At 68.6% G+C, this 21,837-nt stretch carries 22 protein-coding genes; 18 read left to right on the top strand and 4 right to left on the bottom strand.

The genetic code is table 11. The features are described 5' to 3' along the window. Position 1: 1 nt before the first annotated feature. From GR168_RS20290 to GR168_RS20280, 3 genes are read left to right on the top strand one after another with little or no spacing between them, the layout of a single operon-like run. Complete coding sequence (locus tag GR168_RS20290; RefSeq protein WP_238994950.1) at positions 2 to 589, top strand: TetR/AcrR family transcriptional regulator; 588 nt, start codon at positions 2 to 4, stop codon at positions 587 to 589. After that, entirely contained in the window at positions 586 to 1,104 is a 519-nt protein-coding gene (locus tag GR168_RS20285; RefSeq protein ID WP_068971026.1) for an alpha/beta hydrolase, read from the top strand. Before GR168_RS20290 ends, GR168_RS20285 begins: the two co-directional genes overlap by 4 nt. Beyond that, positions 1,101 to 2,573 (top strand): DHA2 family efflux MFS transporter permease subunit, encoded by a 1,473-nt coding sequence (locus GR168_RS20280; protein ID WP_068971025.1) that lies wholly within the window; start codon positions 1,101 to 1,103, stop codon positions 2,571 to 2,573. Before GR168_RS20285 ends, GR168_RS20280 begins: the two co-directional genes overlap by 4 nt. On the opposite strand, the gene GR168_RS20275 is transcribed toward GR168_RS20280, so the two are convergent. After that, complete coding sequence (locus tag GR168_RS20275; protein ID WP_058249658.1) at positions 2,570 to 2,989, bottom strand: MauE/DoxX family redox-associated membrane protein; 420 nt, start codon at positions 2,987 to 2,989, stop codon at positions 2,570 to 2,572. The two genes, GR168_RS20280 and GR168_RS20275, sit on opposite strands and share 4 nt — an antisense overlap. A gap of 196 nt (positions 2,990 to 3,185) precedes the next feature. Between GR168_RS20275 and GR168_RS20270 the strand changes: the two genes are divergently transcribed. From GR168_RS20270 to lon, 3 genes are all read left to right on the top strand, one after another. Further along, a complete protein-coding gene (locus GR168_RS20270; RefSeq protein ID WP_065632450.1) occupies positions 3,186 to 3,368 on the top strand; it encodes a hypothetical protein in 183 nt (60 codons plus the stop codon). Positions 3,369 to 3,429: 61 nt separating this feature from the next. After that, positions 3,430 to 4,056 carry a glyoxalase gene (locus tag GR168_RS20265; protein WP_068971024.1) on the top strand — a complete coding sequence of 209 codons (627 nt, stop codon included), beginning with the start codon at positions 3,430 to 3,432 and terminating at the stop codon, positions 4,054 to 4,056. A 64-nt stretch (positions 4,057 to 4,120) separates the two neighbouring features. Continuing rightward, complete coding sequence (gene lon, locus GR168_RS20260; RefSeq protein WP_068971023.1) at positions 4,121 to 6,463, top strand: endopeptidase La; 2,343 nt, start codon at positions 4,121 to 4,123, stop codon at positions 6,461 to 6,463. A gap of 81 nt (positions 6,464 to 6,544) precedes the next feature. On the opposite strand, the gene GR168_RS20255 is transcribed toward lon, so the two are convergent. The 3 genes from GR168_RS20255 to GR168_RS20245 all read right to left on the bottom strand — a co-directional run bounded on the left by GR168_RS20255 (position 6,545) and on the right by GR168_RS20245 (position 10,051). Next, positions 6,545 to 8,341, bottom strand: a complete 1,797-nt coding sequence (locus GR168_RS20255) for a DUF222 domain-containing protein (protein WP_159371537.1) — start codon at positions 8,339 to 8,341, stop codon at positions 6,545 to 6,547. Positions 8,342 to 8,443: 102 nt separating this feature from the next. Continuing rightward, on the bottom strand, positions 8,444 to 9,262 hold the full coding sequence (locus GR168_RS20250) for a DUF1353 domain-containing protein (RefSeq protein WP_068970973.1): 819 nt from the start codon (positions 9,260 to 9,262) through the stop codon (positions 8,444 to 8,446). 183 nt (positions 9,263 to 9,445) lie between these two features. Then, a complete protein-coding gene (locus GR168_RS20245) occupies positions 9,446 to 10,051 on the bottom strand; it encodes a TetR/AcrR family transcriptional regulator (RefSeq protein ID WP_068970972.1) in 606 nt (201 codons plus the stop codon). Positions 10,052 to 10,152: 101 nt separating this feature from the next. Between GR168_RS20245 and GR168_RS20240 the strand changes: the two genes are divergently transcribed. The 12 genes from GR168_RS20240 (at position 10,153) to GR168_RS20185 (ending at position 21,806) form a co-directional block, all read left to right on the top strand. After that, entirely contained in the window at positions 10,153 to 10,680 is a 528-nt protein-coding gene (locus GR168_RS20240) for a DUF4242 domain-containing protein (protein WP_068970971.1), read from the top strand. A 5-nt stretch (positions 10,681 to 10,685) separates the two neighbouring features. Further along, the gene (locus GR168_RS20235; protein WP_068970970.1) at positions 10,686 to 11,720 is read left to right on the top strand and encodes an acyl-CoA dehydrogenase family protein; all 1,035 of its coding nucleotides are present in this window, start codon (positions 10,686 to 10,688) and stop codon (positions 11,718 to 11,720) included. Beyond that, on the top strand, positions 11,717 to 12,427 hold the full coding sequence (locus tag GR168_RS20230) for an ABC transporter ATP-binding protein (RefSeq protein ID WP_223258913.1): 711 nt from the start codon (positions 11,717 to 11,719) through the stop codon (positions 12,425 to 12,427). The genes GR168_RS20235 and GR168_RS20230 overlap by 4 nt, the downstream gene beginning before the upstream one ends. Next, positions 12,424 to 13,587, top strand: a complete 1,164-nt coding sequence (locus GR168_RS20225) for an ABC transporter substrate-binding protein (protein ID WP_159371536.1) — start codon at positions 12,424 to 12,426, stop codon at positions 13,585 to 13,587. Before GR168_RS20230 ends, GR168_RS20225 begins: the two co-directional genes overlap by 4 nt. Continuing rightward, positions 13,584 to 14,372, top strand: coding sequence for an ABC transporter permease (locus tag GR168_RS20220; protein ID WP_068970967.1), 789 nt, complete (start codon positions 13,584 to 13,586; stop codon positions 14,370 to 14,372). The genes GR168_RS20225 and GR168_RS20220 overlap by 4 nt, the downstream gene beginning before the upstream one ends. Before the next feature lie 332 nt (positions 14,373 to 14,704). Next, on the top strand, positions 14,705 to 16,549 hold the full coding sequence (gene dnaK, locus GR168_RS20215; RefSeq protein WP_137809515.1) for a molecular chaperone DnaK: 1,845 nt from the start codon (positions 14,705 to 14,707) through the stop codon (positions 16,547 to 16,549). Further along, on the top strand, positions 16,546 to 17,178 hold the full coding sequence (grpE, locus tag GR168_RS20210) for a nucleotide exchange factor GrpE (protein WP_137809514.1): 633 nt from the start codon (positions 16,546 to 16,548) through the stop codon (positions 17,176 to 17,178). The genes dnaK and grpE overlap by 4 nt, the downstream gene beginning before the upstream one ends. A gap of 210 nt (positions 17,179 to 17,388) precedes the next feature. Continuing rightward, entirely contained in the window at positions 17,389 to 18,591 is a 1,203-nt protein-coding gene (gene dnaJ / locus GR168_RS20205; protein WP_058249666.1) for a molecular chaperone DnaJ, read from the top strand. A gap of 3 nt (positions 18,592 to 18,594) precedes the next feature. Next, complete coding sequence (locus GR168_RS20200) at positions 18,595 to 18,993, top strand: helix-turn-helix transcriptional regulator (protein WP_058249934.1); 399 nt, start codon at positions 18,595 to 18,597, stop codon at positions 18,991 to 18,993. Positions 18,994 to 19,037: 44 nt separating this feature from the next. Then, complete coding sequence (locus GR168_RS20195) at positions 19,038 to 19,505, top strand: SRPBCC family protein (protein ID WP_058249667.1); 468 nt, start codon at positions 19,038 to 19,040, stop codon at positions 19,503 to 19,505. An 18-nt stretch (positions 19,506 to 19,523) separates the two neighbouring features. Continuing rightward, a complete protein-coding gene (locus GR168_RS20190) occupies positions 19,524 to 20,630 on the top strand; it encodes a hypothetical protein (protein ID WP_159371535.1) in 1,107 nt (368 codons plus the stop codon). 99 nt (positions 20,631 to 20,729) lie between these two features. After that, the gene (locus GR168_RS20185) at positions 20,730 to 21,806 is read left to right on the top strand and encodes a hypothetical protein (RefSeq protein ID WP_068970791.1); all 1,077 of its coding nucleotides are present in this window, start codon (positions 20,730 to 20,732) and stop codon (positions 21,804 to 21,806) included. Positions 21,807 to 21,837: the final 31 nt, after the last annotated feature.

Below are 21,837 nucleotides of genomic sequence, written 5' to 3'. Positions count from 1 at the left end.
GGTGTCCGCAGGAAAAACAGCACGTCAGATGCAGGCCGAACGGAGCCGTACGGCACTTCTCGAGGCGGCGGCCGCGGCCTTCGTCGATGCGGGCGTGCAGGCCCCGGTGCGGGACATCGCCACGCGTGCCGGTGTCGGCGTCGGCACGGTGTACCGGCATTTCCCGACCCGGGCGGAACTGGTCACCGCGGTGTACCGGCACCAGGTCGACGAATGTGCGGCACTGGCGGAACAGCTTCTGGCCGAACAGGTCCCGCCGCGTGCCGCGCTGTGCCGGTGGACGTCGGCGTTCACCGACTTCCTCGTCACCAAACACGGCTTGAGTGACGCGCTCAGCTCGGACGACCCGAGCCTCGTCGATCTGCACGCGCTCATCTTCGACACCCTCGTGCCGGCGTTCGCCTCGCTACTCGAACCGGCGCAGGCCACGGGAGAGGTCAGCCGGGACATCTGCGCGCTGACCTTCCTACGGGCGATCGGCAACCTGTGCATCATCGGACCCGGGTACACCGACGCCGACGCCAGGGCGATGGTCGGTCTGCTGCTGATCGGCTCCGGTGCATCGTCGGTAGGGAGTGAGTACGCATGACGCAGCGTCGGCTGTTCTTCATCCACGGCGCGGGCGGATATGCCGACGACGGCCCGCTCGCCGAGGCGCTGGCCGCGGCACTCGACGCGACGCTGGACATGCCGCGGTTCTCCGACGACGACATGTCGATCGAGGCGTGGGCCCGTCCGATCCGGGAGCGTCTCGAGGGGCTGGACGCCGACGATCACGTCGTCGCGCACTCGTTCGGGGCGACGGTGCTGATGCATGTCTTCGCCGAGGCCCGCCTCGCCCCGAGAAGTGCTGTGCTGCTTGCGATGCCGAACTGGGGACCGGATGGTTGGGATATTCCGCAGTATGTGTTCCCCGGTACCGGCTCTCTGCTCCCCTCGGTCCACCACTGCGTCGACGACGACGTGGTGCCCGTCGAGCATCTGGACCTGAACGCGGCGTTCCTTCCGTCGGCGCCGGTGCATCGTCATCCGGTGGGCGGTCACCAGTTCGACGGGCTCGCCGACGTCCTCGCCGCCGAGCTCAACACCGCCGAGAACCGATGAGCGAGAACAGCGCGGTCGACGCCGACGCCCGAGGAGTGCCGGCCGCGTCGGCGGCGGGGCGGTGGCTGATCGTCGCCGCGGTCCTCGGTTCGGGTGTCGCCTTCATCGACGGCACCGTCGTCAACGTCGCACTGCCGGCCATCGCGCGCGACCTCGATACCGGTCTACGCGGTCAGCAGTGGGTACTCGACGGGTATCTGCTCACGCTGAGCGCGTTGTTGTTGCTCGGTGGTGTCGCCGGCGACCGGTATGGGCGTCGGCTTGTCTTCGCCGGAGGTCTCGCTGTGTTCGCGGTGGCGACGGTCGCGTGCGGGCTGGCGCCGACCGTCGAACTCCTCGTCGCCGCACGGATCGTGCAGGGGATCGCCGCGGCCGCGGTGGTGCCGGGCAGTCTGGCGTTGATCAACGCCGAGATCCGTCCGTCGGACCGCGGTGCGGCGGTCGGTCTGTGGGCCGGGATGTCCGGCGCGACCACGGCTCTGGGCCCGTTCCTCGGTGGCTGGCTCGTCGACGCGGCGTCGTGGCGGTGGACATTCCTGCTCAGTGTGCCGCTCGCGCTGGGCGCTTTGTGGATCGCGATCCGGCATGTCCCCGAATCGCGAGGCGCGCCGTCGAACGCCCGTCTGGACGTGGCGGGTGCGCTGGCGATGACCGTCGGGCTCGCGGGCGTGATCTACGCACTCATCGAGGGGCCGTCGAACGGGTGGAGCGGCGAGACGGTCGCCGCCGGGATCGTCGGTGTGGTGTCGCTCGCGGGTTTCGTGGTGATCGAGTCGCGGGTGTCGGCGCCGCTGCTGCCGCTGGGGTTGTTCCGGTCGTCGCAGTTCACCGGCGCCAATCTGACGACGCTGCTGGTCTATGCGGCGCTGGGCGGTGCGCTGTTCCTGCTGGCCCTGCAGTTGCAGCAGAGCCTCGGTTACTCGGCGTTCGAGGCCGGCGCGGCGATGTTCCCGAGCACGTTCATCATGCTGTTCGGGTCGCCCTTGGTCGGCAAGCTGGCGCAGCGGACCGGGCCACGGCTGCCGATGACGGTCGGCCCGCTCATCGCGGCCGGTGGTTTCGCGCTGATGTCCCGGGTCGAGCCGGGCTCGGGCTACGTCGACTCCGTGCTGCCCGGGGTGCTGCTGTTCGGCCTCGGCATGACGGTGACGGTCGCGCCGCTCACCTCAGCGGCGCTCGCCGCCGTCGACGACGCGCTCGCCGGTACCGCGTCGGGCGTGAACAACGCGGTGGCGCGGCTCGCGGGGTTGCTCGCGGTGGCGGTGCTGCCCGCCGTGGCGGGGATCGATGCGGGCCCCGGCGATCCGCTCGGCGCCGGCTTCCGGACGGCCATGTACATCTGCGCGGCGTGCTGCGCGGTCGGCGGGCTGGTGGCGGCGTGCACGATCCGCTCGAGCACGGATGTGCGGCCGCAGGTCCGTGCGGGTGTGGACACCGCCTGCCAGGATGCGGCTACCCGGGCAGGTTAGGCCCGGCGTTCGCCCGTGCCGGCCGCGATGGCCCAGAGCACCAGGACGGGCTGGAAGAACAGTCGCGTCAGGCGCTTCTCGTCGGTGTCGAGTCCGAAGGCGTCGATGTGCTCGACGTACTGGTTGATGTTGCCGGGGAAGATGACCACGAAGAACGCGGCCACGATCCACGACACCACCTTGCGGTGGCGGGGCAGCGCGATCAACGCGGCGCCCAGGGCGATCTCGACGCCGCCGGAGGCCAGCACCACGAAGTCCTTGCTGAACGGCACCCAGTCGGGGACCTGTGCCTGGAACTCCTCGCGCTGGGCGGTGAGGTGGCCGACGCCGGCGATCACCAGCACCGCTCCCAGGGCGATCCGGGCGATGGCCCGGCCCAGCGGCTGACGAGTGGTGGTCGGCGTGACGATCGACATGTGGGCTCCTCGGGTGGGTGTCGGTTCGGTTCTACCGCACTTCGTGGCGGGCGGGGTTTCGGACGGTCAGCGCCGGAGGGTTCGGGTCGGGATGAGTCTTGATGACTATTTGTGGCACAGAAGTACTTACTTGTGATTGAGTGTTGTGACTGCGACCACAACGGTGTGGTCGCTCGTTGTATGCAGAGGACCGCCCATGACCCCCGATGTCGCACCCGCACACCGACTCTCCGTGTCCTGGCTGCAGGCTGTGCCGAGTGCGCTGCGCGGGGCTGCCGGTGTCGTCGTGACCACCGCGGCGTTCTTCGTCGCGGTCGCGGTTCTGGTGATCGCCCAGATCGTCGTCCTCGCCACCCGCGCGGCTGTCGACCTCACCTGAGGTTCGCAACCGGTCAGGAATCGAGAAGCGGCCGGCCGGGTCGGCGTCTTAGCGTCGAAGCATGACGAACATCAACGCACTCACACTCGACGTTCCTGACATGGCTACAGCACAAGCGTTCTACGACAAGGCCTTCGGACTCGGCGACCGACTGCGGTTCCGCGCGGGAGACTCGCCGACCTCGGGTTTCCGCGGTTTCGTGGTCTCGCTCGTGGTCGCCGATCCGACGGTTGCCGATTCCTTCCTGCAACCGGCGATCGAGGCCGGCGCCACCGTGCTCAAACCCGCCAAGAAGTCCTTCTGGGGGTACGGCGGCGTGGTCCAGGCGCCCGACGGCGCGATCTGGAAGGTCGCCAGTTCGTCGAAGAAGCCGACCGGCGCGCCGGAGCGGGAGGTCGACGATCTGGTCCTGCTGCTCGGCGTCGACGACGTCGCGGCGACCAAGGGGTTCTATGTGAGCCGCGGATTCACCGTGGCCAAGAGCTTCGGCCGCAAGTATGTCGAGTTCGAGAGTGACCCGGACTCGATCAAGCTGGCACTCTACGGCCGCAAGGCCGCGGCCAAGGATGCGGGTGTCCACCCGGACGGTTCGGGTTCCCACCGGCTGATGATCGGCGGCGACGCCGGCGAGCTGACCGATCCGGACGGCTTCACCTGGGAGGCCGCACCCCGTTCGCTCCTGGCATAAACCGCTCGGGAACAAGATTCCTGCCACCTGGGTTGAGTCGGTCAGACTTAACTCTGGAGGTTTCATGTCGCAGACATATTCACTGCCGGTTCTCTTCGTTCCCGACGTCGTCGTCCTGCCCGGCATGGTCGTGCCCATCCCGCTCGACGATGCCGCACAGGCCACGGTCGACGCCGCCCGGGCGAGCGAGACCGGGAAACTGCTGGTCGCCCCACGTCTGGACGACCGGTATCCCACCTACGGTGTCATCGCGTCGATCGTGCAGGTCGGCCGCATCCCGGGCGGCGGGATGGCAGCCGTCGTCAAGGGTGAGCGGCGCGCGCAGATCGGGACCGGGACACCCGGTCACGGTGCGGCGCTGTGGGTCGAGGTGACCGAGGTCGACGCCGTTGACGCCACCGACGAAGAACGTGAACTCGCCGGCGAGTACAAGAAGCTCGTGCTGGCGATGCTGCAGCGCCGCGAGGCATGGCAGCTCATCGACGCCGTCAACAAGATGTCCGATCCGGCGGATCTCGCCGACACCTCGGGCTATGCGTCGTGGCTGTCCGACGAACAGAAGCGTGAGCTGCTCGAGACGCCGGTGACCGCGGCGCGGTTGCGGCTGCTCATCGAGTGGACCGGCGATCATCTGGCCGAGTCCGAGGTGACCGAGAAGATCGCCGAGGACGTCCGCGCGGGCATGGACAAGCAGCAGAAGGAATTCCTGCTTCGCCAGCAGCTCGCCGCCATCCGCAAGGAGCTCGGCGAGGACGAACCCGAGGGCGCCGACGACTACCGCGGCCGCGTCGAGGAAGCCGACCTGCCCGAGAAGGTGCGCGAGGCCGCGCTCCGCGAGGTGGGCAAGCTCGAGCGTGCCAGCGACCAGTCGCCGGAGACCGGATGGATCCGCACCTGGCTCGACACCGTCCTCGACCTGCCGTGGAACACCCGGACCGAGGACTCGACCGACGTCAAGGGCGCGCGCGAAATCCTCGACGCCGACCACCACGGCCTCGACGACGTGAAGGACCGCATCGTCGAGTACCTCGCGGTGCGTGCCCGTCGCGCCGAACGCGGCCTGCAGGTCGTCGGCGGACGCGGGTCGGGCGCCGTGATGGTGCTCGCCGGTCCTCCCGGGGTCGGCAAGACATCGCTCGGTGAGAGCGTCGCCCGGGCGCTGGGCCGCAAGTTCGTGCGCGTCGCCCTCGGCGGTGTGCGCGACGAGTCGGAGATCCGCGGCCACCGGCGTACCTACGTCGGCGCGCTGCCCGGCCGGATCGTACGGGCGATCGGTGAGGCGGGATCGATGAATCCCGTTGTGCTGCTGGACGAGATCGACAAGGTGGGCTCGGACTACCGGGGCGACCCGGCCGCCGCGCTGCTCGAGGTCCTCGACCCCGCGCAGAACCACACCTTCCGCGATCACTACCTCGATCTCGATCTCGACCTGTCCGATGTGCTGTTCCTCGCGACCGCCAACGTCATCGAGAACATCCCGTCGGCCCTGCTCGACCGTATGGAGCTGGTCACGCTCGACGGGTACACCGAGGACGACAAGGTCGCCATCGCCCGCGATTACCTGCTGCCCCGGCAGGCGGAGCGGGCGGCGCTGACACCCGACGAGGTGACCGTCACCGATGCGGCGCTGCGGGAGATCGCGGCCAACTACACCCGCGAACCCGGTGTGCGGCAGTTCGAACGGCTGCTGGCGAAGGCGCTTCGCAAGGCCGCGACCAACCTCGCGGTCGAATCGGGAGACGGGGGAACCGCGACGGCGCCCGTCATCATCGACGAGCCCGATCTGCGCGACTACCTGGGGCGTCCGCGCTTCACGCCGGAATCGGCGGAGCGGACGGCGGTCCCCGGTGTCGCAACCGGTCTCGCGGTCACGGGCATGGGCGGCGACGTCCTGTTCATCGAGGTGAACGCCACCGAGGGTGAGCCGGGTCTGAAATTGACCGGCCAGCTCGGCGACGTGATGAAGGAGTCGGCGCAGATCGCACTGTCGTACGTGCGGGCGCACGCCGAGCAGCTCGGCGTCGATCCGAAAGCGCTCGACAAGACCATCCACGTGCACGTTCCGGCCGGGGCCGTGCCGAAGGACGGTCCGAGCGCCGGCGTCACCATGGTCACCGCGCTGGTGTCGATGGCGACGGGACGTCAGGTGCGCAGCGATGTCGGGATGACCGGCGAGGTCACGCTCAACGGGCGGGTCCTGCCGATCGGTGGGGTCAAGCAGAAACTGCTTGCCGCACAACGCAACGGGCTGAAGACCATCTTCATCCCGCAGCGCAACGAGCCCGACCTCGACGACGTGCCGGCCGAGGTGCTCGACGCCCTCGACGTGCGGCCGATGACCGATGTCGCCGAGATCGTCGCGCAGGCGCTGGAAGTCGCCGTCGACGCGCAGGTGACCGCGGCCTGATCCCGCGCGCTGTAGCCCAGGCCCAGCCCAACACCCCGGTGGTACGTGGACGATCACGTTCCGCCGGGGTGCTGGCGTCTGTCAGAAGGGTGGCGGGTCGTCGGGCGTGTCGGGTTGATGGCTGGCTGCCTCGGCTCGGGCAAGTCGATCTGCTTCGCGTTGTGCCTTGTTGCGGGCACGTTCTTCTCGCCGCTTCGCGTGTTTCGCGGCGGTGCGTTCGGTGATCGTGCGCGGTGGTCGGCCTTGTTGTTGTCTGCCTTGCCGTTCGGGCACGATGATCCGCGGTGTCGGTGGGGCTTTCGCGGCTTGTTCGAACCGGATGCGCCGCAGGTTGGGGAAGAGGTCTTCGAGGGTTTCGGCCTCGCCGGGGATCACAAAGCCCTCGGGCGTGACGTATTCGGTGACCAGGCGGCCCTCGTCGTCGCGGTACTGCACATCGGTCCAGTCGCCGTGGGTCTTGTGCAGATGACCGGGACGGCATTTGGCGTTGAGGTTCTCACTCGAGGTCGCACCCCCGCGGGCCGGTCGGGCGTGGTCGTATTCGGCGACGTGATCGACATCGGCGGTGAATGCCGAACGCGTGCAACCCGGCTCGGTGCAGTAGCCGTCGCGCACCCGCACGAACTCCGCGCACGCACTTGTCGGACGATACGGGTCACCAGGCAGGGCAGCCGGGTAGACCACCACGACCTCCGACGACGGCGGCTCCGTCGACGGTGTGGCCGAAGTCGGGGGTGCCGACGCGTCACCCGCGCCGCCGGCGTCGGTGTTGGTGTTGGTGTCGGCGTCATCTGTAGCCTGCTGTGGCGCGGCGATGTTCGCCGTCCGCGTGCGCTCGTCGTCGTATCCGCCCTCGCCGGCGACGACCTGCGTGGGTGGTGTGCGGATGGGGGTGACCGGTCTGATGGTCGCGTCGGGCCGGGCGGCGAGGTCACGCACATGGTCATCGCAGATCACCCCATGCCCGTCGACCCAGCCGGGTCCGGACCCGCCGGCCAGGGTGCCGGCATCGGTCACCACGTGAATCACGATCTCGGTACCCGCGGTGGCGCCGGCAGAATCGGGCGGTGTTGCGGTGCAGTCGGACTGACCGCACGCACACGTGAACGCTGTTCGGGTGAGCAACGCGCACATGGCATCGGACTTGCGTTCCCCGAGGGTGCGGCCATCCCGGTCGCACACGGAAGCGGCCAACTCACGTACCGAGGCGTCGCAGGCCCGGATGTTCTCGGCGGCCATGACCGCGGTGATCTCACCGGTCCCGTCACCGTGGTTCTCGGTCCACACCCCGCGTTTGTCGAGCGCTTCGCGGCGCCGTTCGCGGACGGCGTCGGCGTCGTGGCCGAAGACCAGGCGGTCGATCATGTCGCGCAAACCTGACGTCGACCACGACCCGGACCGGGAGCGCAGCAGGTCGGCGATCGATTCGTCGAGCACCTCGATGATCCGGCGGCTGGCGGGGTCGTCGGGGTCGAGAAGGTGATCATCGGACACCAAGTGCGTGCGTCCGATGATCTCGCGGATCTGGTGCGGCCCGATGATGCCGTCGCGCAACGTCTCCAACACCCGCGGCAATCGGTCACGAAGACACAGCGCCTCGTCGACCAGCATCCCCGCCCGGTAGCGGGTGATCCCGGCCTCGCGCGAGACCCGGGCGACGATGTCACCGAAACCGTCGGAGACGTAACTGTTGCCGACAGTGGTCAACAGCCGATCGCACAACACCAGGATCGTCTGGTAGCGGCACCACGCCAGATACGACTCGCCCGCGCGGATCGACCCCAGGCGCTGCATATGGGTGGCGGTGTCGGCATCGGCCGGACAAGCAGGATCGACCCCGGCGAGGAACTCGCCCGGCAGATCCGTCCATGCCCCCACAGTGACTCCCCCGAAGTCGTTGCCACCCGGCCTGGTTGACCGGATCAACTGATACGTCCAAGGTAGACCCGACCACCGACAAGAATGCTCGGCTCCGAGCCACTACGTGAGCCCGACGGTGCGAGCGATCCTCTCCGACAACAGATACAGCGCATAGGCGAAATAGGCCACGATCGCGGCGGGCAGGACCCACAAGGCGGCCACGGCCGCAACGAGACTCGCCGCCCACTGGCGCCCCCACAGCGGCGCGGCGACGAAGATCATCAGCAGTGAGAGCAGGAGCGAGACCGCCGGCGATGATGTCGGCCACGACCAATCGAACAGCAGCGCCCCGCTCGAACCGACCGCCGCGCAGATGCCGACGATGCTCAGCACCAGCCACCCGACCACACTGAGACGTCGCCATCCGCCGGCGACCCATCGCGTGCGAAGTGCCACGGCCGACCACATGATCCACCGCTTGAGCCAGGGGACGCCGGACGCCCGCATCATCTCGCGGAAGAACCGGTCGGACAGGGTGTCACTCCCGAGCGCGCCGGAGTTGACGGTGCCCGTGATGAGCTCGTCGTGGATGAGCGCCGCGAGTGAGTGTCTGCCGTAGGGGTTCTCGAACCAGCGCAGGAACCGGGGGATCGAGGCGAGGTCGGTGGGGTTGTCGTCGCCGGGCACAAACGTGCGGGCCGCGTCGACGGCGCCCCGCGCATCGGCTTCCGTCTGTCCTCGCTCGACCAGTTGTGTTACGAGGTACTCCTCGACCGCGGGATCGGAGAAACGAAAGGCGTTGCGCACGAAAAACTGTCGTTCGTCGATCTGCGCGATCTCGACCTCGCCACGCCCGGTCGGGTCGTCGACCTCGAAGCCCGACGCCGGCGCGACCCGCCACGGCACCCATCGCGGATCGCTCGGTGTGGTCTCGTTCATCGCCACCTCCGCGTCGAGGGGATGAACTGACGGTAGCCGGGTGCGACCGGGACGAGTGGGTAACCAACAGCGCGGCGTGTTGCGAGGTGGCTTCGACACGGCTCCTCGACCTCGACGCGCTCCTTCGTCGCTTGCTCGGCCCGGCGGCTGCGCTCGTCGCCTGCTCAACCAGCGGGGCTGGCGCTACTCAACCAGCGGGTGACGGTCGAGGAGTGCCTCGACCAACAATCGGCCCGTCTCGATGGGGGCGGTCGAGCGAGCCATCTTCGACCCCGAGAGCGCACCGTCGTAGACCACCTGGATCTGTCGCGCGGTCACATCGGGCTCCGGGGCGCCGAGGGTGCGCAGGTTGTCGCCGAGGGTGTCGAGGAGCCACGCGCGGTGCGCAGTGATGGGAGGCAGGTCGGTGTCGGGGAACTCGGTCGCGGCGTTGGCGTACTGGCAGCCGCGGAAGTTGCGGGTCGGGGCCCCGGCGATGGCGAGGTCGAAGAAGGCCAGGATCCGCTCGCGCGGATCGGAGACGGCCTTCGTCGCCTCGAACCACCGGTTTTGATCAGCCTGATCCAAACGCTCGAGGTAGGCCACGACCAACCCGTCCTTCGAGCCGTAGGCGTTGTACAGACTCGCCTTGGCGACCCCGGACTCCCGCAGGATCAGGTCGATGCCGACCGACCGTATGCCCTGTGCGGCAAACAGTTCGGTGGCGGTGGCGAGCAGTCGATCGGCCGGGCTGCCGGGCCCGGCAGCAGATGTCGCGCGGCTGGTGCTCGCCTGTGCGGGGTTGCTCACAGCGCCAAGGGTAGACCACGAGACGCCATAGACAGACCGGTCTGTCTATGCCAGGGTCGGTGCGGTCACCAGCGGGCACACCGACGCAGAAAGGCTCACCCATGGCGCTCTTCCTCTACGAACTCGAACCTGCCGACAGTGACGCGGGCAGAATCGAAGAACTCATCAAAGGACTCGACGCACATCTGCGGACCGCCGGCGGCGAATTGATCGAGACGCAGGTGACCGAAGGCGCCGCGCGACTGTTCGTGATCGCCGAGTTTGAGGGGTGCCGGGCAGCCGGATTGGACGAGGTCGAGGACTTCCGGGGGCTCGTCGCGGCCGGCCCGGACGAGGTCCGGCTCGTCGGTGCAGATCTGGACGAGCTGAAGAAGGCGCGCCCGACCGCCGGCTACCTCGTCGAATGGGACATCCCCGACGCCATCGACATGGAGACCTACCTGGCCCGCAAGAAGGCGAACTCGCCGAAGTACGCCGACGTCCCCGAGGTCAGCTTCCTGCGGACCTACGTCCGCGAGGACACCGACAAGTGCCTGTGCTTCTACGACGCCCCGGACGAGGCGGCCGTCCGTCACGCTCGTGAGGTCGTCTCGACCCCGGTGGACCGCCTCCACCGGCTACAGGGCTGACCGGTATGGCGCCGACGCTGACCGATGAACTCGGCGTAGTCGTCGCATCCGTGGCCGACCGCGCCCGCGAACTCGACGCCGGGCACACCGACACCCGGGTCGACATCGCCGCGGCCGGTGCGGCCGGCCTCCTGGGCCGGGGAGTGGTCGACGGTTCGCTGACGTCGATGATCGACGTCCTCGAACGTGTGTCGGCAGTGAGTCTGTCGGCCGGATTCTCGCTGTGGGCGCAGCGGATGACGATCGAGTACGTCGCCCGATCGCCGGAAGCGTTGCGGGAGAGACATCTCGCGCCGCTCCTCGGTGGTGGGCGGATCGGTGTCACGGCCATGGCGGCGGGCCTGAAACAGGTGGCCGGGCTCGGCGACGTACCCATCACGGGGCGTCGCAGCCGGGCGGGGGTCGTGGCGACCGGACCGATCCGCTGGGCGTCGAACGTCTACGCCGAGTCGCTGATCGTCCTCCCGGTGCGCACCGGCGACACGACCCTCGTCGCGGTCGTCGACGCGGACGCGCCCGGCGTCGAGATCCGTTCCGCGCCTGACCTCATCGGTTTGGGATCCACCGCCTCGACGTCCCTCGCGCTCACCGACGTGGTGATCGAGGACGAGAACGTGATCTCCGACGACCTCACCGGGTTCGTCCGGGGTATACGTCCGGTGTTCCTGCTGCTGCAGTCCGCGTTCTGCAGCGGTGCCATCGGTGCCGCACTCGACGGTGCCGTCGAGTCCTTGGCGGGGGTCAACGAGGTGTTCCGTCCCGAGTTCGACGACCGGACGGCCGAATTCGAGTCGATCCGTGCGCGGCTCGCGACGTTCGCCGCCGACCCGACGACTCCGTCGCCGGCCGAATTGATCCGGCTGCGCCTCGACGCCGCGCGAACCGCGGTCGCGGCCTCCCGGCTCGAGGCGACCGTCCGCGGCGGTGCGGGTTATGCGACCGCCAGCGCCACCAACCGGCGGTTCCGGGAAACAGCCTTCATCCCCATCCAATCACCCTCGGAAGGACAACTGCGGTGGGAACTCGCGCAGTTCGAATAACTGGTGGCCGCAAAGCCTTTCGCGGCAACACTGTACTGTCGGGAATCGACCTCGCCGTCGACGACGGGGAGTTCGTGGCCGTCCTCGGGCGTAGCGGAAGCGGAAAGACCATGCTGTTGCGTGTGCTCGCCGGCCTCGAGACCCTCGACGCCGGCAGCCTGGAGTGGCGGGAGTCCGGCGGTGAGCGACCGCACACGGGGGTTGTCTTCCAGCGCGCGCTGCTGATGCCGTGGCTGACCGTGGAAGAGAACATCCGGTTCGGACGGCGATTCGCCGCGCACCGTGCGTCGTTCGAGAACGACTACGCACTCGGCCTGTTGCGCCGCTTCGGGCTCGACGGTCTCGCCGACCGCTACCCCGATCAGCTGTCGGGCGGTCAGGCGCAACGCGTGGCGATCATCCGTGCGGCGGCGATCCGGCCGAGGTTGCTCTTGCTCGACGAACCGTTCAGCGCGCTCGATCCGGCGGTGCGCGGCGAATTGCGCGGCTGGCTGGCCGAATTGGCCGCCGAACTCCGGATCACCGTCGTCCTCGTCACGCACGACGTCGACGAGGCGCTCGAACTCGCCGACCGGATCGTCCTCTTGTCCGAGACCGGTCGCATCGGTGGGGATTGGCGGCTCGAATCCGGTCTCGGCCGAGACGATCCCGACCGGCGCGCGGAGATCCTGACGCACTTCGGTCACCAGGTGGGGCAGCAGGTGTGAGCGCGCCCATCTCACGCCGACTCCTCCTGGCCGGGGTCGGTGGCCTCACCGTCGCGGGCGGCATCGGCGGCGTCGTCGGTCTGGGCCGGGCGGCCACGGCAGCGCCACCGGGTGCGTCCGATGCACTGCGGGTCGGCTACCTCCCCATCACGGATGCGGCGCCGCTTCTCGTCGCACACGCCGCCGGACTCTACGACCCCGCGGCCGTGAGTTCGACGAAACCCGTGCTGTTCCGGATCTGGTCCTCGCTCGCGGAGGCCTTCGTGACGCGCAAGGTCGACGTCGTCCATCTGCTGATGCCGATGGCGGTGGCATTGCGGTACGCGATGCACAGCCCCGTGCAGGTGTTGGGCTGGAATCACACCAACGGATCGGCGCTGACCGTGGCGCCCGACATCGTCGACCTCGAGCAACTCGCCGGCTCTCAGGTGGCCATCCCGGCATGGTGGTCGATCCACAACATCATCCTGCAGCGGATGTTGCGGACCCACGGACTGCGACCGGTCATCCGTACCGGGGCGTCCCGGGGTGACAAGACCGTCGAGCTGATCGTGATGAGCCCCTCGGACATGGTGCCGGCGCTGGCGAACGGGTCGATCGGCGGTTACGTCGTCGCCGATCCGTTCAACGCGATGGCCCAGGTGCGCAAGATCGGCCGCATCCACACCTTTCTCGGCGACGTGTGGCGACAGCACGCCTGCTGCGCGCTCCTCGTCCATCAGTCGGCCATCGACGAACGACCCGCCGCGGTCCAATCCCTCGCCGACTCCGTGGTCGCGGCTCAGCACCACATCGATCTCGATCGTCCCCGAGCCGCCGCGGAACTCGCCGGCGGTTATCTCCCGCAACCGAAACCGGCCATCGCCAAGGCGCTCACCTACGACCCGGCCGACTTCGCCGTGAGCAACGTCGACTGGCAGCCGCAACGACTCGGAGACCAACCCTTCCCGTTCGCGAGTTTCACCGAGCGGCTCGTCACCGAGATGGACAACACCCTCGTCGACGGTGATCGCCGCTTCCTCGGCCGTCTGGACCCGGCGACCGTCCATGCCGACCTCGTCGACGACCGATTCATCCGTACTGCCATCGGAATGCGCGGCGGTGCAGCCGCTCTCGGACTACCCGCCGATCTCACGAGAACCGAACAGGTGACGCCATGACGCTGCTGACCCAGGACGAGACCACGACGGACCCGCGCCGGCGATCCGGTTCCGCCATCGTCCCGCCGCTGATCGCGATCGCGGTGCTCGTCGCGATCTGGTGGGCGACGACCACCGTCGTCCCCGCGGCGGACTCCCTCGCCCGCCAGTTCGCTCCGCAGCAGGTGTTCCCGGCGATGCTGGAACTCCTCGATCGCGGCGTGCTGCTGCCCGACATCGGACTGAGTCTGTGGCGGTTGCTGATCGGTCTTCTGATCGCCGTCGTGCTCGGGTTCCCGCTGGGCCTGCTGATCGGCCTGAGTCTCACCGCGGAACGCGCGGCGAATCCCATCGTCGCCTTCCTGCGGATGATCTCCCCGTTGTCGTGGGCTCCGGTCGCGGTGATGGTGTTCGGCATCGGCGACGAACCGGTCATCTTCCTGATCGCGATCGCGGCGATCTGGCCGATCGTCATCAACACGGCCGCCGGCGTGAAGTCGATCGACCCCGGCTTCGTCGAGGTCGCGCGATCGTTCCACGCCACCCGGACCGAAGTCCTCGTGTCTGTGGTGATCCCGGCGATCCGCGGGAACGTGCAGACCGGTATCCGTGTCGCGCTCGGCATCGCCTGGGTGGTCCTGGTGCCTGCCGAGATGCTCGGCGTGCGCTCCGGTCTCGGCTACCAGATTCTCAACGCCCGCGATCAGCTGGCGTACGACCAGGTGGCCGCCCTGATCGTGGTGATCGGCATCCTCGGCTTCCTCCTCGATGCGGGTGCTCGGCTGGTGCTCACCCGACGACGCTGAGCCCCGCCGACGGCCTCGCGATTCGTATGACGTTGTGCCCGGAAACCGGGCGCAACGTCATACGCGTTTTCGGCCCGGCGGACATTGAGCGACATCCGCTCAACTTTCTTCGACGATCCGGGAACAATCCGTCGGCCACCCCCGTTACACACTTCGAGAAACCTGAGCGACGAAGACTCAAGTCGGTTTGACTCGGATCTACTTTTTCAGTAGGACATGAGTCGGACGCACTGAAGTCCGGTCCCGCAGAGTTTCGCCACGACATCCCCGCGGTCGCGAGACCCCGGGACAAGGACTCGGGTGCACACCCGCAAACTAGGAGGAAGCCAAACATGTCTCGTGCTGTTGGAATCGACCTCGGTACCACCAACTCGGTGGTGGCCGTGCTCGAAGGCGGCGAAGCCGCCGTCATCGCCAACGCCGAAGGCGCACGGACCACCCCGTCGGTGGTCGCGTTCGCGCGTAACGGCGAGGTGCTGGTCGGTCAGCCCGCCAAGAACCAGGCGGTCACCAACGTCGACCGCACCATCCGCTCCGTCAAGCGCCACATGGGCGAAGGCGACTGGACCGTCGAGATCGACGACAAGAAGTACACCCCGCAGGAGATCAGCGCGCGCACGCTCATGAAGCTCAAGCGCGACGCCGAGTCGTACCTGGGTGAGGACGTGACCGACGCGGTCATCACCGTCCCGGCCTACTTCAACGACGCGCAGCGTCAGGCCACCAAGGAAGCCGGCCAGATCGCCGGCCTCAACGTGCTCCGCATCGTCAACGAGCCGACCGCGGCCGCCCTGGCCTACGGACTCGACAAGGGTGAGAAGGAACAGACCATCCTGGTCTTCGACCTCGGTGGCGGCACCTTCGACGTCTCGCTGCTCGAGATCGGCGACGGCGTGGTCGAGGTCCGTGCGACCTCCGGCGACAACCACCTCGGTGGTGACGACTGGGATCAGCGCGTCGTCGACTGGCTCGTCGAGAAGTTCAAGAGCCAGAACGGCATCGACCTGACCAAGGACAAGATGGCCCTGCAGCGTCTCCGCGAGGCTGCCGAGAAGGCCAAGATCGAACTCTCGAGCTCCCAGAGCACCTCGATCAACCTGCCCTACATCACCGTCGACGCCGACAAGAACCCGCTGTTCCTCGACGAGCAGCTCTCACGCAGCGAGTTCCAGAAGATCACCTCTGATCTCCTGGAGCGCACCCGCGCACCGTTCCAGGCCGTCATCAAGGATGCGGGCATCTCTGTCGGCGACATCGACCACGTCGTGCTCGTCGGTGGTTCGACCCGTATGCCGGCCGTCACCGACCTGGTGAAGGAACTGACCGGTGGCCGCGAGCCCAACAAGGGCGTCAACCCGGACGAGGTCGTCGCCGTCGGCGCCGCACTGCAGGCCGGTGTGCTCCGCGGTGAGGTCAAGGACGTGCTGCTGCTCGACGTCACCCCGCTCTCCCTCGGTATCGAGACCAAGGGCGGTGTGATGCACAAGCTGATCGAGCGCAACACCACCATCCCGACCAAGCGGTCGGAGACCTACACGACCGCCGAGGACAACCAGCCGTCGGTGCAGATCCAGGTCTATCAGGGTGAGCGCGAGATCGCCTCGCACAACAAGCTGCTCGGCAGCTTCGAGCTCGGCGGCATCGCCCCGGCGCCGCAGGGTGTCCCGCAGATCGAGGTGACCTTCGACATCGACGCCAACGGCATCGTGCACGTCACCGCGAAGGACAAGGGCACCGGCAAGGAGAACTCGATCCGCATCCAGGACGGTTCCGGCCTGAGCAAGGACGAGATCGACCGCATGATCAAGGACGCCGAGGCGCACGCCGACGAGGACCGCAAGCGTCGCGAGGAGGCCGAGACCCGCAACCAGGCGGAGTCGCTGGTCCACCAGACCGAGAAGTTCCTCAAGGAGAACGAGGACAAGGTCCCGGCGGAGCTGAAGGAGAAGGTCGAGGCGGCTGTCGCCGGGGCGCAGGAAGCGCTCAAGGGCAACGACACCGCGGCGATCAAGTCCGCGATCGAGAAGCTGTCGGAGGAGTCGCAGGCCCTCGGCCAGGCGATCTACGCCAACGCCGCTGCCGAGGCCCCCAACGGTGAGTCCGCCGCGGCCGACAGCGATCCCGACGTCGTCGACGCCGAGGTCGTCGACGATGCCGACTCGAAGGAGAACAAGTGACCGCAGGAGCCCATTCGTCGAATGGGTCCGGCGAGGAGCCGGTGACGGTGACCGACCGTCGTCGTATCGACCCGGAGACGGGTGAGGTGCGCGACGAGCCGGCCGCCGGCCCCGGCCCGGCCGACGCCGGACCGGTTGTCGACGAGTCCCAGACGGACGAGTCGCAGGCCGACACCGCAGCCGACGAGCCGGATGCCCGCGTCGCCGAGCTGACGGCCGACCTGCAGCGCGAACGCGCCCAGTTCGCCAACTTCCGGCGGCGTGCCGCCGAGGAGAAGCAGGGGTCGGTCGCCTACGGCAAGCAGATCCTGATCGACAAGCTGCTGCCGATCATCGACGACCTCGACCGTGCACGCGAGCACGGCGACCTCGACAGCGGTCCGCTGCGTGCGGTCGCCGACAAGCTGACCGGTGTGCTGGCCGCCGAAGGTCTCGTGGCCTTCGGTGCGGCGGGTGACGAGTTCGATCCCGAACTCCACGAAGCCGTGCAGCACGACGGTACCGGGGCACATCCGGTGATCGGATCGGTGTACCGATGCGGCTACCGCCTGGGCGAGAAGGTGATCCGCACCGCGATGGTGACGGTCACCGATCCCGCTCCCGCGGGCGACGCGCCCGGTGCACAATAGAACGACCGTCGCTCGATCCTGGGTGGGCGAACTCACCACTGATCCCTGAGGTGCGAGGAGCGCAAGCGACGAGCCACGAAGGGCGACGAACCCTTCGTGGCTCGCTTCGCTCGCACCTCAGGGAGCAGGTGGTCTGCTCGCACCTCAGGGAGCAGGTGGCCCCAACTGAAACTTCAATCCAGACAACAGAACTCAAGGAGGTGACGTCTGGTGGCACCACAACGTGAGTGGTTAGAACACGACTTCTACAAGGACCTGGGCGTTGCTTCTGACGCTTCGGCTGAAGAGATCAAGAAGGCCTACCGCAAGCTCGCGCGCGAGCTGCATCCTGATGCGAATCCGGGTGACAGCGCGGCCGAAGAGCGCTTCAAGCGGGTGTCCGAAGCCCACAGCGTCCTCGGCGATGCCGAAAAGCGCAAGGAATACGACGAGACACGCGCCATGTTCGCCGGCGGACGATTCCGCGGCGGCGGCAACGGCTTCCCGGGTGGCTTCCCCGGCGGCGGAACCACCTACACCACCGGCGGCGGTGGCGACTTCGACCTCGGCGATCTGTTCGGCGGGGCGCAGACCGGGGGCGGCGGTGGCGGTTTCGGCGACATCTTCGACGGCCTGTTCAACCGCGGCGGCGGAACGCAACGTACTTCGACGGCGAGCCGGCCGCGTCGTGGCAAGGACCTCGAGACCGAGACGACGCTCTCGTTCTCTGACGCCGCGCTCGGCACGACCGTCCCCCTGCGGGTGACGAGTCCGTCACCCTGCACCACCTGCCACGGCTCGGGCGCCAAGCCCGGGACCAGTCCGCGGGTGTGCGCGAACTGCAACGGTTCCGGGTTCGTGAGCCGCAACCAGGGCGCGTTCGGATTCAGCGAGCCCTGCCAGGACTGCCAGGGCACCGGGTCGCGGATCGACGACCCGTGCACCGATTGCGACGGCAGCGGCGTGAAGGTCCGCGCGCGCACCATCAACGTCCGGATCCCCGCCGGCGTCGAGGACGGTCAACGCATCCGGCTCGCCGGGCAGGGCGAGGCCGGTCGTCGTGGCGCCCCGTCGGGTGACCTCTACGTCGTCGTGCACGTGACCCCGCACAAGCAGTTCACCCGCAGCGGCAACGACCTTCGGGTGCAGCTGCCGGTGCGGATCTCCGAACTCGTTCTCGGAGCGACGGTCTCGGTTCCGACCCTGGAGGGTTCGGTCGGGGTGAAGATCCCGCCGAACACCACCGACGGCCGCACGCTGCGCGTGCGCGGTCGTGGAGTGCCCAAGCGCTCCGGCGGGGCGGGCGACCTGCTCGTCACCGTGAAGGTCGCGGTTCCGAACAAGCTCGACGAGGCCGCGGTCGAGGCGATGCGCGCCTACGACCAGGCCGAGCGGGCAAGCGGTTTCGACCCGCGGGCGGACTGGGGGCGATGAGTCATGGCCGGTGCGAGCAACTTCGACGGCGACGGCGCGACCTTCCTGATCTCGGTGGCCGCCGAACTCGCCGGCATGCACGCCCAGACCCTGCGGACGTATGACCGCCTGGGCCTGGTCACCCCGCAACGGACGAGTGGCGGTGGTCGCCGCTACTCGTCCCGCGACGTCGAACTCCTGCGCGAGATCCAGCGTCTCTCGCAGGAGGAAGGCGTCAACCTCGCGGGCATCAAACGCATCATCGACCTGAGCAATCAGGTCGAGGCACTCCAGCACCGCGTGCGCGAGCTGACCGACGAGGTGCAAGCGTCGCGGACCCGCCGCGGCGGCGAACTCGTCCCGGTGCCGCGCACCAACGCCCTGGTCGTCTGGCAGCCGCGACGCAAACGCACCACCGACTGACCTGGTTTCGACGCGAGCCCACGGACGTGCGTAACGTTGAGCGTATGGCTTCTGAACCCGTCACCACCGTCGACTCCGGCCCGCACAAGGTCTCGCGCCGGGTCGTCGTGAACGCCCCGGCCGCCGATGTGTTCGCGCTCGTGTCGAATCCGCATCGGCATCCGGAGCTCGACGGTTCCGGCACGGTCCGCGACACCCCTGTGGACGGGCCCGAGACGCTGACCCGTGGGGCGCGTTTCAGCGTCGGGATGAAGCAGTACGGCGTGCCGTACAAGATCACCTCGACCGTCACCGACTTCGAACCCGGTCGGGTCGTCGAATGGCAGCACCCGATGGGGCACCGCTGGCGGTGGGAACTCGAGTCGACGTCACCGACCACGACCGCGGTCACCGAGACCTTCGACTACTCGACGCTCCGGGTACCGAAGATCATGGAACTCATCGGCTACGACAAGAAGAACGGCAAGGGGATCGAGGGCACCCTGCGGGCCCTCGCGGCCCGGTTCGCCTGAGCCGGACCGTTACCCTTGATGGACTCCTCTTCCCCCGAGTCGTTCCCCGAGCCCGGCACCTCGGATGAACCCGTCGTCGTCCTCGGCATCGTCGCCGCGCCGGGCCAGGCGATCGACCTCGCCCGCAAGCTCATCGAAGCCGACCTCACCGACCACATCCAGACGACCTTCCCTGGCGCGCGCTGGCAGCTGGATCTCCTCGAGGCCGGCGTCGTACAGCCGCCGGCCGGCGACGCCGAGATCGTCGACGCCACAAGAGATCTTCTGCTCGAACACGAGTGGGATCTGGTGCTCTGCCTGACCGACCTGCCGCTACACGTCGGCAAACGTCCGGTCGTCGCGCATGCCAACGCAGTGCACGGCGTCGCGGTCCTCTCGGTGCCGGCGCTCGGCGCCACCGGAGTGCGGCAGCGGGCCCGCGGCATCATCACCGGACTCGTCGGTCAACTCCTCGGTGCCGACGCCGACGACCTCCGCGGTCACCAGAAGTCGCCGGCGCGGTCGGCGCTGCGCCATCGCGTGCGCCAACTCGGGACCGACGTCGACGAGGCGGGCACCGCGTTCACCGCGCGTGTCCTGACCGGGAACCTGCGTCTGCTCACCGGCATGGTGCGCGCCAACCGCCCGTGGCGGCTGGCACTCGGCCTCACCCGCGCCCTCACCGGGGCGATCGCGGCCGGGGTCTTCGCACTCGTCACCGCCGACATCTGGCTTCTCGCAGACACTTTCGGTGGGATTCGCCTGACCGGGGTGGCGCTCGGCTCGATCATCGCGATCACCGCGACGCTGATCATCGGCGCCGACCTGTGGGAACGTGGCACCTCCCGTCAGACGCGCGAACAGGTGGCGCTGTTCAACATCGTCACCGTGATCACGGTGGTCCTCGGCGTCGGCGCCTTCTACGCGGCGCTGTTCGTATTGTCCGCCCTCGGCGCACTGTGCCTGGTGGTGCCGCAGGTCTTCGGTGCGACGCTCGGCCACCCGGCCGGTTTCACCGACTATCTGGAGGTCGCCTGGCTGACGTGCTCCCTCGCGACCGTCGGCGGTGCCCTGGGCGCCGGCCTGGAAACCGACGAGGCGGTGCGCGACGCCGCCTACACGCAGCATCCCGCGGAGCCCATCTGAGTCGGTGTACCTGCACAGCCGGGTGTACGAGGACCGCAGGCGAGCCGCTAGGCTTGCGGGTCAGAACGCCACAGCAAGGTCGGCGACGGGAGGTGAACCATGTCCGAGGTACCGGCAAACGGTCCGATGCCAGGGTTCGTGGTCCTGGGTATCTCCGTCGTCGACGACCAGATCAGCTCGGTGGTCCGCGACGCCGACGGCCACGTCCTGGCGAGCAATCTCGTCGACCTTCCGGACGCGTCGGCGGCCGGTGCCGAGGCCGCGATCCTCGAACTCGTCGATTCCGTCCCCGTGGAGGTCGACCGCATCGGGATCTCGGCGTCCCGCGCAGACGTCCGCGACCACCTGGCTCGGGCCTTCGCGCCGGGCGCCGGCACCGGGCCGTCGTGGACGGAGAAGGTCGTCGTCACCGGCTATGCCGCCGCACTCGCCGAGATCGCGTGCACGCATGCGACGCGCGGTGGGGTGGTGGCCGTCGTCGACCTGGATCGCGATGCCGCGCCGGCCGCCGGCACGACCCTCGCCACCGTCGACACGTCCTCCGGCGCCGTCCTCGGCACGACCGACTTCGCGCCGGGCGACATCGCCTCGGTCACCGACCCCGACGCGGCGACCCGGCTCGCGACGGCGGTCACCCGCCTGCCGCGCGGGCGTGACATCACGTCGGTCATCGTGGTCGGCCCCGGCGCGCAACTCCCCGGCATCGCGCCGGCCTTCGAGTACGCGGCGCAACGCCCGGTCACCGTCGCGGACAACCCGGCGCTGGCCTCGGCCCTCGGTGCGGCCGATGCCGCGGTGGTCGCCGCGGCAGCACCCCCCGTCGCCCCGCGGACGTCCACGGGACGTCGCTGGTGGTTCGTCGGCGCCGCCATCGGCGCGGCCGTGTTCCTGGCCGCCGTCGGGATGACGCTGATCCTCACCGCCGAGTCGACGGTCGCCGAACCCGCGCCCGTCACCGTGACCGAGACACCGGCAGCGGTCACCTCGACCCAGGAGGCGACGGTCACCGAGACCGAGACGGAGACCTCCGTCCGCACGACGACGGTCACCAGCACCCCGCGTCCCGTCACTCGAACGGAGACGGTGACCGAGTCGGCTCCCGAGACGTACACCGTGACCGAGACCGAAACGGTCACGGCTCCGGCCGGCGGCGAGCCGAGCCTCGAAGTCCCCTGAGGCGCAACCGGTTCGGGGGAGCCAACTCCGG

Source organism: Gordonia sp. JH63, from assembly GCF_009856645.1.
GTDB lineage: Bacteria > Actinomycetota > Actinomycetes > Mycobacteriales > Mycobacteriaceae > Gordonia > Gordonia hongkongensis.
The sequence above is the reverse complement of the archived record's forward strand: the minus strand, read 5'-3'. Positions and strand labels throughout refer to the sequence as shown.

Coding starts and splice junctions, on each gene's coding strand:
- GR168_RS20220 (WP_068970967.1), top strand. CDS start 13,584: ATGACGCTGCTGACCCAGGACGAGACCACGACGGACCCGCGCCGGCGA.
- GR168_RS20275 (WP_058249658.1), bottom strand. CDS start 2,989: ATGTCGATCGTCACGCCGACCACCACTCGTCAGCCGCTGGGCCGGGCC.
- GR168_RS20250 (WP_068970973.1), bottom strand. CDS start 9,262: ATGAACGAGACCACACCGAGCGATCCGCGATGGGTGCCGTGGCGGGTC.
- GR168_RS20235 (WP_068970970.1), top strand. CDS start 10,686: ATGGCGCCGACGCTGACCGATGAACTCGGCGTAGTCGTCGCATCCGTG.
- GR168_RS20195 (WP_058249667.1), top strand. CDS start 19,038: ATGGCTTCTGAACCCGTCACCACCGTCGACTCCGGCCCGCACAAGGTC.
- lon (WP_068971023.1), top strand. CDS start 4,121: ATGTCGCAGACATATTCACTGCCGGTTCTCTTCGTTCCCGACGTCGTC.
- dnaK (WP_137809515.1), top strand. CDS start 14,705: ATGTCTCGTGCTGTTGGAATCGACCTCGGTACCACCAACTCGGTGGTG.
- GR168_RS20270 (WP_065632450.1), top strand. CDS start 3,186: ATGACCCCCGATGTCGCACCCGCACACCGACTCTCCGTGTCCTGGCTG.
- GR168_RS20200 (WP_058249934.1), top strand. CDS start 18,595: ATGGCCGGTGCGAGCAACTTCGACGGCGACGGCGCGACCTTCCTGATC.
- GR168_RS20185 (WP_068970791.1), top strand. CDS start 20,730: ATGTCCGAGGTACCGGCAAACGGTCCGATGCCAGGGTTCGTGGTCCTG.
- GR168_RS20265 (WP_068971024.1), top strand. CDS start 3,430: ATGACGAACATCAACGCACTCACACTCGACGTTCCTGACATGGCTACA.
- GR168_RS20280 (WP_068971025.1), top strand. CDS start 1,101: ATGAGCGAGAACAGCGCGGTCGACGCCGACGCCCGAGGAGTGCCGGCC.
- GR168_RS20190 (WP_159371535.1), top strand. CDS start 19,524: ATGGACTCCTCTTCCCCCGAGTCGTTCCCCGAGCCCGGCACCTCGGAT.
- GR168_RS20285 (WP_068971026.1), top strand. CDS start 586: ATGACGCAGCGTCGGCTGTTCTTCATCCACGGCGCGGGCGGATATGCC.
- GR168_RS20240 (WP_068970971.1), top strand. CDS start 10,153: ATGGCGCTCTTCCTCTACGAACTCGAACCTGCCGACAGTGACGCGGGC.